Origin of the sequence: Streptosporangium fragile, from assembly GCF_039534445.1 — a bacterium.
Lineage (GTDB): Bacteria > Actinomycetota > Actinomycetes > Streptosporangiales > Streptosporangiaceae > Streptosporangium > Streptosporangium fragile.
On sequence record NZ_BAAAVI010000055.1, the window covers coordinates 21,655 to 36,559 of the forward strand.

Genomic DNA, 14,905 nt, shown 5'->3' on the forward strand with positions numbered 1-14,905 from the left:
CCAGCGTGGGAACCCCTGGCTTCAGCCCTGGGGAGGGCGTCGAGAGCGAGACGGTAGATCGCCCGCCGCGGGCCGCCGCCCCCGACGCGCCGCTCTTTGCGCTTTCCTGCCGGTACGGCGGCGAGCCCTTCCGCGTGCGACGGCGTGCTCCGCGGGATCCACCGGTCCACGGGCGCCCGCCACTCCGGGAGAGTCCGCCGCTCCGCGGAAACCCCCACGTGCACGGGCACCCGTCAATCCACGGGTCCACCGCTCCGCGGAAACCCGCCGGAGGCCGCCGTCAGGGGGCGGCGCAGCCGCGCTGGTCCTCGGTGACCCGCGTCCGCTGGGGACGGACGAGCGGCTGCACCGGGACCAGCGGGGGCTCGCCGGAGGCGAGCTCGGTGAGGTCGAGCTCCAGCGTCCTGGACTGCCGGGGCGCGAACTCCAGCAGCGCCGAGTAGACCGGGCGGGACCGCTCGGTCTCCCGGAGGACCGGCACCTGCTCCCCGTCGAGCCGCGCCTCGGTCAGCGTCGAGCCCAGCCCGCCGTACAGCGAGACCCACAGCAGGTTGGACCCGGGAACGTGCGAGCGCCTCGGAGAGTCGAGCCGGCCGGTGACGTAGGAGGGCAGTGGTCCGCGCGGGACGTCGTTGGTGAGACGGACCCGGACGGTCGTGGCGCGCCGGCCGCCCTGGCAGGGGCCCAGCCGGTAGTCGAGGGAGCGCTCCAGGTAGTAGTCGAGCTTGCCGCCGGCCGAGTTGTTGACGACCAGTCCGGCGAACGGCCCCGGCCGCCGCGGCAGCACGCCGCCGACGGGGGTGCCCGCCAGGCGCCGCTGCTCGGCCCGGTGGCGGCTCCAGATCTGGACGCGCCGCTCGTCCACCATGCGTCCCAGCGCCGGCAGCAGCCTGGCGGGGTCGGCGAAGGAGGCGGGCAGCGCCTCGCCGACGGCCCCGGCGACCCGCAGCAGGAACCGCTTACGCGCCACGGGGTCGGTGTAGCGGGCGTAGGCGTCCCGCTCGGTGAGGGCGACGACGTTCTCGGCGGTCACCTTCTCGCCGTCGGGAAGTGTGACGGGCCCGATGAGTTTCAGCAGGTGGGACAGGCCGACCGGATCGGTGGCGAGCGCTCCGTCGAGCTTCTCGCGGTGCTGCCGCTCCCACAGCCCGGTCCAGGTGGCCGCCGCGTACGGGAAATGCGGGGAGAGGTTGGAGACGGAGAGCATCTTCGTCGCGCTCTCCCCGTAGCGCTTGCGGTAGGCGGAGCCGTGGTCGGTGACGGGGACGGGGCTGGTGGCCAGGCCGTTGTTGGACGACAGCCGCTCGATGGCGATCCGGCCCCGCTCGGCCCTCAGGATGCCGAAGGCACCCACCAGACCCCCGGTGCCCCGTGCCTCGGCGTTGGTCTGGAAGGCCAGGAAGTAGCGGCGGGGACCGTCGCGGCCGAGCATCGGGGGCAACAGGGCGGCGGTGTCGGCCGCGGTGCGGAGCAGGCCGCGCAGCCGGCCGATCTCGGCCAGCGCGGTGCCGCGGGCCTCGTCCACCTGCCGCAGGCCGGTGGTGGCGGGGGTGGCCGCCAGGCGGGAGTCCGCCCGCCGGAGCCGGGTGACGGCGTCGTCCAGGGCCGGGGCCACCGCGTCGAGCGCGGCCAGCTGCCGCCGCATGTCGTCCAGGGAGTGGGTCGTGATCGCCATGAGGGGGGCGCCGGCCTGTTGCACGCCGGAGAGCGCGTCGGTCAGCTCGGCGGCGGCCCATGCCAGGCCACGCACGGTCGTCGCGGCGTCCCCCACCAGGGGGGTGTGGGCCAGCGCCCACCAGTCGGGGCCCTGGGTCAGGCGCCGGGCCTCGGCGGCGTGCTCGCGCGCCTCGGCCAGCGCCGCCGCCACCGGGCGCAGGTCCCCGGTGTCCATGGCCGCGCGGAGCCGCGTCAGCGCGGTCCTGGTGGCGTCGAGGTGGTCGTGCACCCGCAGGCCGAGATGGGCCGACCAGCCCCCGACCACCACCAGGGCGGCGGGAGCCAGCAGGCCCGTGACGACTGCCCGGCGTCGTCTCTTACTCGTCTTACTCGGCACTGGCGGATCGACGGCGCCGGATGGAGATCAGCACACCTGCGGCGCCCGCGGCCAGCAGGCCACCGCCGAGGACGGCCACGGAGGCCACCGGGGCACCCGTGAACGGCAGCTCGGCCGCGGGAGGCGGTCCGCCCGGTCCTCCGCAACCGTCGAAGCAGTCGTCGAAGCAGGCGTCACCGCCGCAGTCGTCGAAGTCGTCGAAGTCGTCGAAGTCGACCGGGAAGTGCTTGTCCTTGTGGTGGTCGGGCCTGCCCCCGTCGGGCCTGCCCCCTCCGGGGGGCTCTTCCTCAGGGGACGAGCCCGTGCAGGACCGAATGACCTCAAGGGCGATCTCCAGGGCCTCGAGGGCGATGTTCTCGGCCTCGGCGGCGGCCCGCGCGGCCCTGCGGGCCGTCTCGGCGGCTCGGGTGGCGATCTCCGCGGCCCTGGGATCGACCGTCTTGGCAATGGCGGCGAGAGCCTCGGCCTTGGCGGCGATGCCCTCGGCCTTGTCCGCGATCCTGGCCGCCTCGTCGGCGTTGTCCTCTGCCTCGGCGGCCACCCGCTTGGCTTCGAACACGATCCCGGAGGCCCCGGAGCCGCTTCTCTCACCGTCGTCAAAGCCGAGCTCCGCCCCGTCCAGGGCGGCCTCCTTCTCAAGGAGGCGCTCCAGGTCTTCCCAGTCATCCGGGTCGCCCGGAGCCGGCCTCGCGGCGGCGAGAGCGACTCTCGCAGCGCCGGGAGCGACTCTCTCGGCGGAGGTCATCCTCGCGGCGTCCGGGTCGATCCCGCAGGACTCCTCGGCCTCGTCGGCGAGCCGCTGAGCCTCCCCGAGGAGACCCTGGACGTTGCCGAGGACGTCCTCGGCCTCCCCGAGGGCCAGGTCGGCGGCTTCGCCGAGAGCCAGAGCCGCGAAGAGGTAGTTGGGGTCGGGCGGGTAGAGCGGCGCCTGCACGGCGGTCACCGGTGCCGGCAGGGCGGTCGCGGCAACCGCCACCCCGGCGGGTCCGATCATCAGCCCTCCCCCGGCCACCGCCGTGAGAAGGACCGTTGTTAAGTGTCTTCTGGCCAATTTCGGACTCCCTGGCGTTGATTCAGGCCATGGGACAAGGCGCTTGGCGCACAAGCGACATGTCTCCGGAACCCGTTTTATTTGCCATCCGGAATCGGCGACCTGTCCGGCTCGCCCCCCTTACCGAACGATCACCGCTTGTTTCCCGATCACTGATGGCCATCGAGCGGCACGTCACCCGGACGCGGGCGGGGCGGCGACGGGCGCCGGGCGCGCGTCCCGCACCCGGTCCCGTTCTCTCTAGACTTCACACATGCCAACAGCATTGATCACCGGGGCGACGGCCGGCATCGGCGCCGCCTTCGCCCGCCGTCTGGCCGCGGACGGTTTCTCCCTGGTCCTGGTCGCCCGCGACGGCGAGCGCCTCGCCTCGGCCGCCGAGGAGCTGCGCCTGCGCTACGGGGTGAGCAGCGAGGTGCTCCCCGCCGACCTGGCGACCGACGAAGGGCTCCAGGCGGTCGAGGCACGGCTCCACAAGGGCGTCGACCTGCTGGTCAACAACGCGGGGTTCGGCCATCCCGGCGCCTTCCTCGACGTTCCGGTGGAGGACGAGCTGCGGATGCTCAAGGTCCACTGCGAGGCGGTGCTGCGCCTGACGCTGGCCGCGCTGCCCGGCATGAGGGAGCGCGACCGGGGCGCGGTGGTCAACGTGGCGTCGGTGGCGGCGTTCTTCCCCTACGGCACCTACAGCGCCTCCAAGGCGTGGGTGGTGAACTTCAGCGAGTCCACGGCGGCGCAGCTCGGCGGCCGCGTGCGGGTGATGGCCCTGTGCCCGGGGTTCGTGCGGACCGAGTTCCACCGGCGCGCCTCGATAGACTCTTCCGGCATCCCCGGCTTCCTGTGGCTCTCGGCGGACGACGTGGTCCGCGAGGCCATGCGTGACCTGGCCCTCGGCAAGCGGGTGAGCGTCCCCGACGCGCGCTACAAGGCCATCACCGCGGTCGGCAGGCTGATCCCGCGGAACCTGGCCGGGCAGGTCTCCCGCCGCCTCGGCCGCCGCTGACCTCTCGGCGCCGCCGATCGTACCCGCCGGGGTCCGCGCCCGCGGGGACCATGTGCACGGGGTCCGCGCGGGCACCGGGATTCCCTTCCCGGGACCACCGCCCGCGTCCACGCGGAAGGGCCCGCGCCACGGGAGGGGGTCGTGGCGCGGGCCCTGCCGGTCCTGCGGGAAGGTGGCCGGGGCGGGCCTTGCGGCCCGTGTGGTCGGCTCAGACGCCGGCGAGAGACTCGTGGCCGATCGCCGCGCCCGAGACCGGGTCGAAGAAGTGCAGGTTGTGGGTGTCGACGACCAGCTCGATGTTCTGGCCGGGGCGGACGTGGCTGCGGGAGTTGACGCGGGCGGTCCACAGCGACTTGTCGCCCACCAGCGGCAGCGCCGCCTCCTCGTCGTCACCGGCGTCGGCGGCGGCCACGGTGTCCTGGTGCTGGACCGGCGGGGCGTCGATGAGGAACAGGACGTTGATCTCGGAGCCCAGCTCCTCGGTGACCTCGGCGCGGACCTGCAGGCGGGACCAGCCGCCGGTGGCGCCGTTGGCGGCCGCGGAGTCCTCGAAGTCGGAGGGGCGGATGCCCAGGATGATCTTCTTGCCGAAGTACTGGTCCAGGCCGCGCTTCTCGGCGAAGGTCGAGTCGGGCACCGGGAGCCGGAAACCGGCGAAGCTCACGGCGGCGCCGCCGTCGCGCACCAGCTCGGCGTTGACGAAGTTCATCGACGGGGAGCCCATGAAGCCGGCGACGAACAGGTTGACCGGCTTGTCGAAGAGGTTCTGCGGGGTGTCGACCTGCTGGAGGAGGCCGTCGCGCAGCACGCAGACGCGGTCGCCGAGGGTCATGGCCTCGACCTGGTCGTGGGTGACGTAGACGGTGGTCACACCCAGGCGCTCGTGCAGGGTGTTGAGCGAGGCGCGCATGGAGACGCGCAGCTTGGCGTCCAGGTTGGACAGCGGCTCGTCCATGAGGAAGGCCTGCGGCTCGCGGACGATGGCGCGGCCCATGGCGACGCGCTGGCGCTGACCACCGGACAGGGCGGCGGGCTTGCGCTTGAGGTACTGCTCCAGGCCGAGCATCTTGGCGGCCTCGTTGACCCGCTTGGAGATCTCCGCCTTGGGCATCTTGCGGAGCTTGAGGCCGAAGGCGAGGTTCTCCTCGACGGTCATGTGCGGGTAGAGCGCGTAGTTCTGGAAGACCATGGCGATGTCGCGGTCCTTGGGAGGAAGGTGGTTGACCACCCGGCCGCCGATGGAGATCTCGCCGCCGCTGATGTCCTCGAGACCGGCGATCATGCGCAGCGCGGTGGACTTCCCGCAGCCGGAAGGACCGACCAGCACCATGAACTCGCCGTCCTTGATCTCAAGGTTGAGGCTGTTCACGGCTTTCACGCCACCCGCGTAGATCTTGTCGACGTTGCTGAGAACGATGGATGCCATGCACAGTCCTTGTCGCCTCGGGCCAACCCCGCGTTCACCCGAATGTGGATACGTTTTCATGCATCTCAGCGGAAGCGGACATGTGTGTCAAGAGGTTGCGTGATTCCTGCTTTTCAGTAGGGAAATTGGTGCCGCTCCGGCTGGATCGGCCGCGGAAAGCATGATGGAATCGTTTCCATGAACATGCGTCGCACGACGATCAAGGACGTCGCGGAGGCGGCCGGCGTGGGGGTCGCCACGGTGTCGCGGGTGCTGTCCGGCGGCTCGGCGAGCCCCGCGACCAGGGAGCGCGTGCTGACCGTGGCGGCCCAGCTCGACTACCGGCCCAGCGCGCTCGGCCGCAACCTGCGCCAGCAGCGCTCGGGCGGGATCGGGCTGCTGCTGCCCGACATCACCGACTCCTTCTACAGCCGTCTGGCCGACGGCGTGCTCGCCTGCGCCCGCTCGGCGGGCGAGCCGGTGATCCTGTGCACGACCGGCGACGACCCCGAGCGCGAGGCCGAGATGATCGGCGCCCTGCTGGAACAGGGGGTGGACCGGGTGGTCGCGGTCCCCTCGGGGGACGGGGAGATCTGGGCACCGACCCTCCGGGCCGGGCTCACCACGGTCTTCGCGCACCGGCTCTCACCCGGGCGCGACGACGTGCCCGCGGTGCTGGCCGACGACCGCGCGGGGGTGCGCACCGCGGTCGACTACCTGACGGGGCTGGGCCACCGCCGTATCGCCTACCTGGGCGGCCCCGGGCAGGGGCAGCGGCTCGCGGTCTTCCGCGGGGCGCTGGGCCCCCTCGTGGACGAGGAGTTGATCGTCGTCGCCCGGGGCAGTCGCGACTCCGCCTACGCCGCCGCGGCGGGGCTCTTCCAGCACCGTCCCGACGTGACCGCGGTGCTGGCCGGGGGCAACCTGCTGGGCGAGGCGGCGGTGCTGGCGGCCAGGGAACTGGACCTGCGCATCCCCAGAGACCTGTCCCTGATCATGTTCGACGACGTGCCCTGGGCCGAGCTGTGCTCCCCGCCGCTGACGGTGATCGCCCAACCCGCCCAGGACATCGGCTACCGCGCCGCCGAGCTCGTCCTGCGGGGTGGCGGACGGCGCCCGCGCGGCGTGCTGCTGCCCACCGAGCTGATCGTCAGGGGCAGCTGCGCGGCTAGAGGGACTTCTCGATCGCCCCGATGACGGCGGGATCGTCGGGCTGCACGCCCGGCCGGAACCGGGCCAGGACCTCGCCGTCGCGCGCGACGAGGAACTTCTCGAAGTTCCACTCGACGTCGCCCGCCTTGCCCTCGGCGTCGGGCGTGCGGGTGAGCTCGGCGTAGAGCGGATGCCTGCCGTCCCCGTTCACCTCGGTCTTGGCCAGGAGCGGGAAGTCGACGCCGTAGGTGGTGGAGCAGAACTCCTGGATCTCCTCCGGGGTGCCGGGCTCCTGGCCGTAGAACTGGTTGCAGGGCACCCCGACGACGGTGAAGCCCCGGTCGCCGTAGGTCCGCTGGAGCTCGACCAGGCCCGCGTACTGCGGGGTGAGGCCGCACCGGGAGGCGACGTTCACGACGAGGACCGCCTTGTCCCCGGCCAGCTCGGCCAGGGTCGTCGGCGTGCCGGCGAGAGTGCTGATGGCGATATCACGGATTCCCATGATGCGCACCCTAATCCCTTTGTCACATTTGAGAGTTATGACGTCCAAAGAATGAAATGTGACTCAAACCACTGGCGAGACGCCGGGCCCCTCACCAGCACCTTGATCCTTTTCCAACATGATCTTGACATGAGTCCTGACAGGCGCCGTCGGATTGGCCCGCCCGGGAACCACTGGGGCATCGTGACGGCCGTCCCTCAACCCCGAGGAAAAAGGGAGTCTCATGTCGACGCTACGCCGTACGGGTGTGCTGGTGATCACTTCGGTGTTCGCCTTCGGCACCACCGCCACGGTCGCCCAGGCGTCCACGGCGAGAGCGGACAGCAAGGCCGTCGCCAGGTCGATGGTGTCCGCGCACGGCTGGAGCAGGAGCCAGTTCACCTGCCTGAGCAGGCTCTGGACCAGGGAGAGCAACTGGAACCACCGCGCGCACAACCGCCGTTCGGGGGCCTACGGCATCCCGCAGGCGCTGCCCGCGAGCAAGATGGCCAGCGCCGGCCGCGACTGGCGCACCAACCCCCGGACCCAGATCAGATGGGGGCTGGGCTACATCAAGAAGCGCTACGGCTCACCGTGCGGAGCGTGGGCGCATTTCCAGTCCCGGGGCTGGTACTGATCTCAAACCCCATGACGGGATGATTTTTCCGTCGTCCCCCCGCATCGGCGAATCAGCCCCGGTAAGCGGGCTCCCGCCGAATCACCCGCCGATCCCGAAGATCGGGCAAACTCCTTTCCTCCGCGTGTCCCGTCCGCCGCTCGGCGCTCTCTCCACGTACTAGAAAGCGGCTTAGAGAGATCGCCGCGGTGTCCCATGCCGGAAACAGGCCGGCGGGACCACGCGGGCGTTCCCCGTCCGAGCCACGGACGCCGGATCGCCGAGCGCACGAGGGCGTCTTCGCGCCCTCGCGTGCCTCCCGCACGCGGCCCGAGGACAAGGATCCACGTGAACAGAAACCGCGTTCTGCGCAATACCGCCGTCACCATGGTCGCCGCGTCCGCAATGGTCGGATCGTCGGCGGTGGGGCAGGCCGAGGGCCGCGTCGAGTCGTCCAAGGAGGGGACGACCGCGACGGTGCACCGGGCAACCTGGGTCACCATGGCCAAGCCCAGGGTGAGGTCGGTCGCGAAGACCGCAAAGGGCAGGAACAAGGCGATCGCCTACCGCCTCGTCTCCCGCCGAGCATGGTCACAGAACCAGTTCCGCTGCCTGGACAGTCTCTGGACCAGGGAGAGCAACTGGAACCACCGCGCGTACAACCGGCTGTCGGGGGCGTACGGCATCCCGCAGGCGCTGCCCGGCTCGAAGATGCAGGGCAGCGGCGGAGACTGGCGGTACAACCCGGTCACGCAGATCCACTGGGGTCTGCGCTACATCAAGAGCCGCTACGGTTCGCCGTGCGGCGCGTGGGGTCATTTCCAGGCGAGCAACTGGTACTGACCCCGGGGAGAGTGTCCAGGGGAAGGGAGCACTCTCCCGGCGCCCGGGGCCCGCCCCGGGCGTCACCCCTCGCACCCGCTCTCCGGCGCACGGAGCACCGTCCGCGCACGCACCTGTACGCACCGCGCACGCACCGTGTACGCCCGGAACGGGCCGGAACGCGGCGACCCCGCACCCGTGCCTCCCCGGGCCGGGCGGGACAGGCCCGGACGCCCCGCACACCGCGCACGCGCGGCCGTCACCTCGCGAGCCGCACGGCCGTCGCCTGGATGAGCAGTTCCAGGCCGTAGGCGAACTCCGCGTCGTGGTCACAGTCGCCCAGCACCGGGCTCAACTCGCTGACCTGCGGGAACAGCAGGGGGTCGACGTCGCCCAGGTTGACGTCGGAGCCGTGGGCGGGCGCGAACGTCGGGGTCACCCCGACCTCCCGCAGCAACGAGCCCACGATGTAGGCGATGAACATGCGCAGGATGCGCACCGCCTCCTCGCCGCCGAACCCCGCGCCGCGCAGCGTGTCGAGCGCCCGCTCCACCGGGAGCAGCCCGGCGGTCGACCTGAGCTGGCGGCTGACCACCACCATGGTGCACCGGGGGTAGTGGTGGGCGATCTGGCGGAAGGCGAGCGCCTGCATGCGCACCCGCTCGGTCCACTCGGCGTCCGGATCGTCGGTGAACTCGATCTGCGAGAGCACGGCCTCGGCCACCGCGTCCAGCAGGGCCGCCTTGCTGGGCACGTGGTTGTACAGCGACATCACTCCCACGCCCAGGGCGGCCGCGATCGCGCGCATGGACACCGCGTCGGCGCCCTCCCGCTCGATCAGGTCGATGGCGGCGGCGACGATGCGCGAACGGGAGAGCGGTTCGGCAGGCATGGCATCCATTGTCCCTCCGCCGGATCCATTGACGCACGTACACCGTACGTGACACGCTCACGAATGTACGTACGATGTACGTCTCTGGAGGCCGCATGTCGACGCACGATCTCTACACCATCCCCGCCGAGCTCTCCACGTGGAACGTCGAGGCGGCCGGCGCCGCCCGGTTCACCTGGGAGTACGACGACGGCAGGGACCGCATGCTCGCCCTGTACCAGAAGGGCAAGGACAAGCAGTGGGACTCCGTCAAGCGCATCGACTGGGACCTGGAGGTCGACCCGTACAACGTGCTCGGCACCCCCGACAGCATCATCGCCATCCACGGCACCCCGCTGTGGGAGCGGATGGACGAGGAACAGCGCCGGCAGGTGCGGCTGCACAGCGCCGCCTGGCAGTTCTCCCAGTTCCTGCACGGGGAGCAGGGCGCGATGATCTGCTCGGCCCGCATCGTGGAGTCGGTCCCCGACCTCGACTCCAAGTTCTACGCCGCCACCCAGACCATGGACGAGGCCCGGCACGCCGAGACCTACGCCCGCTTCCTGCAGGAGAAGGTGGGCCTGGCCTACCCCATCAACCCGCACCTGAAGGCCCTGCTCGACAGCACGCTGAGCGACTCCCGCTGGGACATGCCGTACCTCGGCATGCAGGTGCTCATCGAGGGCCTCGCACTGGCCGCCTTCGGCGTGATGCGCGACATCACCACCAAGCCGCTGCCCAAGCAGATCCTCGCCTACGTCATGCAGGACGAGGCCCGGCACGTGGCCTTCGGCCGGATGGCGCTGCGCGACTACTACCGCTCGCTCAGCGAACCGGAGCTGCGCGAGCGCGAGGACTTCGTCATCGAGGGCTGCTACCTGATGCGCGACCGGCTGCGCGGCCGGGAGAGCTGGGAGGGGATGGGCCTGAACAGGGCCGAGGTCGACGAGGCGATGGAGTGCGTCGACCGGTCCGAGTACCTCAGGCTGTTCCGCTCCCTGCTGTTCAGCCGGATCGTCCCCTGCGTCAAGGACATCGGCCTGTGGAGCCCCCGCCTGCAGGAGGCCTACGCGGACATGGGCGTGCTGGACATGGCCGGGCAGAGCCTGGAGGCGCTGATGCGGCAGGACGAGGAGATCGCCGACAGGCTCGACGCCGAGCGCTTCGCCGCCGAGGAGGCCGAGCGGCACGCCGAGGTCACCGCGACGATCACCCTCGGCGCCGAATCGTGATCCCCCTCACCACCGGCTGAGGACGAAGACGGCGGCCCCCACCACCGCGGAGAGGGTGCCGAGCCAGGCGATGAGGGCGTCGGCCCGCTCGTCCAGGGGCCGGCCGCCGTGCAGGGCCTCCTGGACGCGACGGTAGCGGACGCCCGTGTGGGTCAGCAGGAGCGCGCCGCAGAAGGCCGCGGGGACGAAGGGGATGACGGCGGCCGCGGACGTCCCGCTGCGCAGGACGACGCCCGCGCCGCCCAGGGCGGTCACGGCGAGCAGGGCCGCGGTGCGGACCCAGGCGAGCCGGGTGCGCTCGTTCTGCAGGCCCTCGTCCCAGAGCGGGCTCATCGCGACAGCAGGATGAGGATCAGGGCGAGCACGGCCACCGTCGCGACGCCGTAGCCGAGCACGGGCGCGATCGCCGGGGGCGGGAGCGGCGCGGAGCGGCGCAGGGCCCGCTGGACGCGGCGCCAGCGGGGGTAGGCCATCGCCGCGGACAGCGCGGACAGCGCGACCAGGACGACGGCCAGGAGGGTGCGCATCCACGGCACGAAGACGTCGGCGGAGACGGCGGCCATGGCGACGCCGCCCGCGCTCAGCGCGAGCGACGTGCTCAGCCAGGTCAGGTAGGTGCGTTCGTTGGCGAGGGTGAACCGGGGGTCCGGTTCCTGGTCGACGGTCTTCATGGAAATCACGCTATTTCAGCGACATTCCCCACCGAGAACGCGGGATTGCCGCTGCTCAGCCGCAGGCGTTGGTCAGCTGCTCGACCCACTTCACCGAGTCGGTGGCGACCTTCTGGGCGGTGTCGACCGCGCTGTTGGCGTCGGTGACGCTGAAGCCCTCCAGGGTGTTGGAGACGCCCTCGGCCGCCTCGCGGAGCGAGGTGTCGGCCGCCTTGTCCGCCAGGTCGCCCAGCTTGGCGGCCCCGTCGTTCAGTGCCTTCTCCATCGCGGCCGGGTCGTTGAGCAGGCCCGAGACCTTCGACACCGTCTCGGTGACGATGCCCGCGGCCTCCACGCACTGCTGGGCCTGGTCGATTCCCTGGCTCACCTCCTGTATCTCCGAGCAGCCGGTGGTGAGGAGGGCGGCGGCCAGCGCGGCGGCGGCGAGGGCGGGGATTCGTCGCGAAAGAGGTCGCATAGTTCGACCCTAGCCAACGCGCCGGGAAAGCGGCGGGCTCGAAGCGACCTGTCACCGCGGGGAGAGGCGGCTGTCGCTCACCACGCGGAGAGGCGGCCACCGCCGGAGGCGGCTCCCGGCGTACCATCAGCCTGATAAGTGGACAAGGGGGATGAATGCATATTTGTCAGCATCTACAGCAGGCCATGGACCCGCCGCCGAACACGCCGCAGGGGTGCGAGGAGTGCCTGGCCGACGGCACCCGCTGGGTACACCTGCGCAAATGCCTGTCGTGCGGGCACGTCGGCTGCTGCGACTCGTCACCGAACAAGCACGCCACCGCCCATTACAAGGAGACCGGCCACCCCGTCATGGCCTCGTTCGAGCCGGGCGAGGACTGGCGGTGGTGCTACGTGGACAGCGTCATCGGCTAACGGCCCGTCGCGCGGCCTGCCGGGAAAATCGGTCCCGGCAGGACCCCGCCATCCCGCGGCGGCATCCGGTCGACGTCGGAGCCGGGGCACCGGCGCGGCGTCGCCGGTCTCCGCGGCACGCCGCGGCGCCGCGCCGTGGCCGGGAGAGAGCGCCCGGCCGGTCCTCACGACGGCGAGAGCCGGGGACTGAACCTAGTCGCGCTCCAGGATGGCCTCCTCGAAGTCGAGCTCCTGGAGAACCCTGCGGAGCACCTCGTCGTCGATGCGCCGCTGGTCGCGGAGGCGGACGAGCACATCGCGCTCGGCCGCCAGCATCTCCCTGCGGAGCCGCCGGTAGACGGTGCTGGGCGTCTCCTCCCCCTCCGGCCCGGTGCCGCCGCCCAGGCGCTCCCACGCGGTGAGGGTGCGGCGCTCGGCCTTCGACCTGAGCTGCCCCACGATGTCCTCGTGGATCTCCTCGACGCCCCCGGCGACGAGTTCCTCCAGCCGGGCGAGCGCGGCGGAGGCGGCCGCCTGCTGGGCTGCGGCCTCGGACAGGTTGTCGGTGTAGACCTCCTGCTCGTTGGAGACCCGCAGCCTGCGGATCAGGGCCGGGAACGTCAGGCCCTGCACGAGGAGCGTGCCGATCACCACCGCGAAGGTGAGGAAGAGCAGCGTGTCCCGGCCGGGGAACCCCTCCGGGATGGCGAACGCCGCGGCGAGCGAGACCACCCCGCGCATGCCCGCCCAGCTCACGATGGCCACGTTCTGCCAGGACGGGGGGTGCGGCTCGCGGCGGCGGACCCGCTTGGACAGGATCCGGGGCAGGTAGATGCTGGGCACGACCCAGACGACCCTGGCGACCACCGCGGCGACGAAGACGGCCAGCGCCATCCCGGCGAGCCCCCACCGGTCCGCCCAGTCGAGGTTCCGCATGATCGGCCACATCTGCAGGCCGATCAGCACGAAGACGATCGTCTCCAGGAGGAAGCCGAAGACCCGCCAGACCGCGCCGGAGAGCAGCCGGGTGCCGAAGGTCGCCCTGGGCAGGCGGTGACCGATGAACAGTCCGACGATCACGACGGCGATCACGCCGGAGACGTGCACGCTCTCCGCCGCGAGGTAGACCCCGAACGGGATGAGCAGCATGACACTGTTCTCGATGAGCGCGTCGCGCACCGCGAGGAGCACGCGGCCCAGAACCCAGGCGAGCACGACGCCCACCACCACGCCGCCGGCCGCCGCCCGGAGGAACTCCAGTCCGGCGGCCGGCCAGCTGATCCCCTCCCCCAGTGCGGCCGCGATGGCCACCCGGTAGGCGGTGAGCGCGGTGGCGTCGTTGAACAGGCTCTCCCCCACCAGGATGGTGACCACCTTGCGGGGCAGGCCGAGTCTGCGGGCCACCGCGACGGCGGCGACCGCGTCGGGCGGAGCCACGATCGCGCCCAGCGCGAACGCGGCCGCCGGCGGCAGGCCGGGCAGGAGCAGGTGGGTGATCCAGCCGACGACCAGGGTGGTGAAGAGCACCAGGCCGACCGAGAGCAGCGCGACCGGCCGGATGACGGCCCTGAGCTGCAGGTACGAGCTTTCGATCGCGGCCGCGTAGAGCAGCGGGGGCAGGAAGACCAGCAGGACCAGCCCCGCGTCGAGCTGGTAGCCGGGGACCAGTGGTGACAGCACCAGACCGGCCAGCACCAGCAGCAGGGGAACAGGCCAACCCCTGCGCCGGGCGACCGCCGCCACCGCGATCGCGATGACCGGCACGAGGAGCACCTGCAGCACCGTCGACTGGTCCATCTCATCCCCCCTAGGGGGGATCAGCCTACGGGACGCCGCACGTCGGCGGCGCACCGGCCACCGGTGGCCGCCCGCCGTCGGCCACCCCCACCGGTGACCGGCCCGTCGACGGCGGGCCGGGGATCACCAGTCGCGGCGGTCGTCCCGGTCGTCGCGGCGCTGCTCGTCGTAGCGCTGCTCGTCGTAGCGCTGCTCGGGGCGGAGCCGCTCGCCGGTGGAGTGCGGCGGGTCCTGGACGTAGGGGCGGTGCAACCTCTGGTCGGGACCGGACGGGCCGCGCAGGCCCAGCGGGTCGGCCGGGTCGACGTCCTGTTTGTAACCGGCCGGCGGGCCGTACAGGTCGCGCAGGTCCGCCGGGTGACCGGCCTGGTGGGGCGGCTGCTGCGGGGAGACGGGCTGCTGGGCGCCGAAGGCGTAGGGATCGGGCTGGGCGGGTGCCGGGTAGCCGCCGTAGGGGTCGGGCTGGGCGGAGCCGTAGCCGGTCTGCGGCTGCTGCGGGGCGGCGAAGCCGTAAGGATCGGTCGAGGTCTGCGGGACCGGCTGCCCGTACGGGTCGGGGTGCGGCTGGTGCGCGGGGTTCGGGAACTGCTCGGCGTGCGGCGCGAAGGGGTCGACCGGCTGCTGCCGGGCGGGCGGGGGCGCGAAGGGGTCGACCGGCTGCTGCGGCGGGATCCCGTACCGGTCACCGTACGGGTCCGGCTGCTGCGGAGCCGGACCGCCGAAGACATCGGGCTGACGGTCACCGTACCGGTCACCGGGTTGCTGCGGAGCCGGGCCACCGAAGACATCGGGCTGACGGTCACCGTACGGGTCCGGCTGCTGCGGAGCCGGGCCACCGTAGACGTCGGGCTGACGGTCACCGTACCGGTCACCGGGTTGCTGCGGAGCCGGGCCACCGAAAG

Annotated in this window: 15 protein-coding genes and 1 pseudogene; 6 read left to right on the forward strand and 10 right to left on the reverse strand. The window is 71.8% G+C overall.

All coding sequences use genetic code 11. The annotated features are described in order from the left end of the window. Positions 1-280: 280 nt before the first annotated feature. Together ABD841_RS29460 and ABD841_RS29465 are read right to left on the reverse strand one after the other, a co-directional pair. Positions 281-2,053, reverse strand: a complete 1,773-nt coding sequence (locus ABD841_RS29460; protein ID WP_344978606.1) for a DUF4012 domain-containing protein — start codon at positions 2,051-2,053, stop codon at positions 281-283. Continuing rightward, complete coding sequence (locus ABD841_RS29465; RefSeq protein ID WP_344978608.1) at positions 2,043-3,047, reverse strand: hypothetical protein; 1,005 nt, start codon at positions 3,045-3,047, stop codon at positions 2,043-2,045. Before ABD841_RS29465 ends, ABD841_RS29460 begins: the two co-directional genes overlap by 11 nt. A 310-nt stretch (positions 3,048-3,357) precedes the next feature. Here ABD841_RS29465 and ABD841_RS29470 point away from each other — a divergent pair, with 310 nt between their 5' ends. Continuing rightward, the gene (locus ABD841_RS29470) at positions 3,358-4,107 is read left to right on the forward strand and encodes an SDR family NAD(P)-dependent oxidoreductase (RefSeq protein ID WP_344978610.1); all 750 of its coding nucleotides are present in this window, start codon (positions 3,358-3,360) and stop codon (positions 4,105-4,107) included. A gap of 208 nt (positions 4,108-4,315) precedes the next feature. Here the strand turns inward: ABD841_RS29470 and ABD841_RS29475 are convergent, their stop codons facing one another. Beyond that, the gene (locus ABD841_RS29475; RefSeq protein ID WP_344978612.1) at positions 4,316-5,533 is read right to left on the reverse strand and encodes an ABC transporter ATP-binding protein; all 1,218 of its coding nucleotides are present in this window, start codon (positions 5,531-5,533) and stop codon (positions 4,316-4,318) included. 177 nt (positions 5,534-5,710) lie between these two features. On the opposite strand from ABD841_RS29475, the gene ABD841_RS29480 reads away from it, so the two are divergent. Further along, on the forward strand, positions 5,711-6,709 hold the full coding sequence (locus ABD841_RS29480; RefSeq protein ID WP_344978614.1) for a LacI family DNA-binding transcriptional regulator: 999 nt from the start codon (positions 5,711-5,713) through the stop codon (positions 6,707-6,709). On the opposite strand, the gene ABD841_RS29485 is transcribed toward ABD841_RS29480, so the two are convergent. Beyond that, entirely contained in the window at positions 6,681-7,166 is a 486-nt protein-coding gene (locus ABD841_RS29485; protein WP_344978616.1) for a glutathione peroxidase, read from the reverse strand. The two genes, ABD841_RS29480 and ABD841_RS29485, sit on opposite strands and share 29 nt — an antisense overlap. Positions 7,167-7,389: 223 nt before the next feature. Between ABD841_RS29485 and ABD841_RS29490 the strand changes: the two genes are divergently transcribed. Next, positions 7,390-7,782 (forward strand): aggregation-promoting factor C-terminal-like domain-containing protein, encoded by a 393-nt coding sequence (locus tag ABD841_RS29490; RefSeq protein WP_344978618.1) that lies wholly within the window; start codon positions 7,390-7,392, stop codon positions 7,780-7,782. Positions 7,783-8,109: 327 nt separating this feature from the next. Further along, positions 8,110-8,604 (forward strand): aggregation-promoting factor C-terminal-like domain-containing protein, encoded by a 495-nt coding sequence (locus ABD841_RS29495; protein ID WP_344978620.1) that lies wholly within the window; start codon positions 8,110-8,112, stop codon positions 8,602-8,604. 238 nt (positions 8,605-8,842) lie between these two features. On the opposite strand, the gene ABD841_RS29500 is transcribed toward ABD841_RS29495, so the two are convergent. Then, positions 8,843-9,475 (reverse strand): TetR/AcrR family transcriptional regulator, encoded by a 633-nt coding sequence (locus tag ABD841_RS29500; RefSeq protein WP_344978622.1) that lies wholly within the window; start codon positions 9,473-9,475, stop codon positions 8,843-8,845. Positions 9,476-9,570: 95 nt separating this feature from the next. Between ABD841_RS29500 and ABD841_RS29505 the strand changes: the two genes are divergently transcribed. Continuing rightward, positions 9,571-10,686, forward strand: coding sequence for a ferritin-like domain-containing protein (locus tag ABD841_RS29505; RefSeq protein WP_344978624.1), 1,116 nt, complete (start codon positions 9,571-9,573; stop codon positions 10,684-10,686). A gap of 6 nt (positions 10,687-10,692) precedes the next feature. Here ABD841_RS29505 and ABD841_RS29510 read toward each other — a convergent pair whose 3' ends face one another. Genes ABD841_RS29510 through ABD841_RS29520 form a run of 3 tightly spaced genes read right to left on the reverse strand, consistent with a single transcriptional unit; the run spans position 10,693 to position 11,814 of the window. Further along, a complete protein-coding gene (locus ABD841_RS29510; RefSeq protein ID WP_344978626.1) occupies positions 10,693-11,019 on the reverse strand; it encodes a DUF202 domain-containing protein in 327 nt (108 codons plus the stop codon). Beyond that, positions 11,016-11,357 carry a YidH family protein gene (locus tag ABD841_RS29515; RefSeq protein ID WP_344978628.1) on the reverse strand — a complete coding sequence of 114 codons (342 nt, stop codon included), beginning with the start codon at positions 11,355-11,357 and terminating at the stop codon, positions 11,016-11,018. The genes ABD841_RS29510 and ABD841_RS29515 overlap by 4 nt, the downstream gene beginning before the upstream one ends. Before the next feature lie 55 nt (positions 11,358-11,412). After that, positions 11,413-11,814 (reverse strand): hypothetical protein, encoded by a 402-nt coding sequence (locus ABD841_RS29520; protein ID WP_344978630.1) that lies wholly within the window; start codon positions 11,812-11,814, stop codon positions 11,413-11,415. Positions 11,815-11,999: 185 nt separating this feature from the next. Here ABD841_RS29520 and ABD841_RS29525 point away from each other — a divergent pair, with 185 nt between their 5' ends. Beyond that, complete coding sequence (locus tag ABD841_RS29525; protein WP_344978632.1) at positions 12,000-12,227, forward strand: ubiquitin carboxyl-terminal hydrolase 14; 228 nt, start codon at positions 12,000-12,002, stop codon at positions 12,225-12,227. Between the two features lie 192 nt (positions 12,228-12,419). Here the strand turns inward: ABD841_RS29525 and ABD841_RS29530 are convergent, their stop codons facing one another. Further along, on the reverse strand, positions 12,420-14,003 hold the full coding sequence (locus ABD841_RS29530) for a Na+/H+ antiporter (RefSeq protein ID WP_344978634.1): 1,584 nt from the start codon (positions 14,001-14,003) through the stop codon (positions 12,420-12,422). Between the two features lie 123 nt (positions 14,004-14,126). Beyond that, positions 14,127-14,905: pseudogene (locus tag ABD841_RS29535) on the reverse strand (hypothetical protein); the annotation flags it as partial.